This is a genomic window from Xanthomonas populi, from assembly GCF_002940065.1.
GTDB lineage: Bacteria > Pseudomonadota > Gammaproteobacteria > Xanthomonadales > Xanthomonadaceae > Xanthomonas > Xanthomonas populi.
Genome location: NZ_MDEJ01000396.1, coordinates 1 through 274, shown reverse-complemented (window position 1 = coordinate 274; position 274 = coordinate 1). Strand labels below are relative to the sequence as shown.

Genomic DNA, 274 nt, shown 5'->3' with positions numbered 1-274 from the left:
TTCTGTCGATGGCCACGAACAAATAAAGCTTGCCCTCGGATGTTTGTACCTCTGCGATATCGATATGAAAGTAGCCGATCGGATCGCTTTTGAACCGCTTCTTGGCGGGTTTGTCGCCTTTGATGTCCGGTAGCCGCGAAATGCTATGGCGCTGCAGGCAACGATGCAATGATGAGCGCGTCAGATGCGGGATACTCGGCTGCAGTGCGTAGAGACAGTCGTCCAGCGGCAGCAACGTGTGCTTGCGGAAGGCGACGATCGCCGCCTCATCCTC

The 274-nt window shown here is 55.8% G+C and carries 1 pseudogene; it reads right to left on the bottom strand.

The annotated features are described in order from the left end of the window. Nucleotides 1–274: pseudogene (locus tag XpopCFBP1817_RS21420) on the bottom strand (IS481 family transposase); the annotation flags it as partial.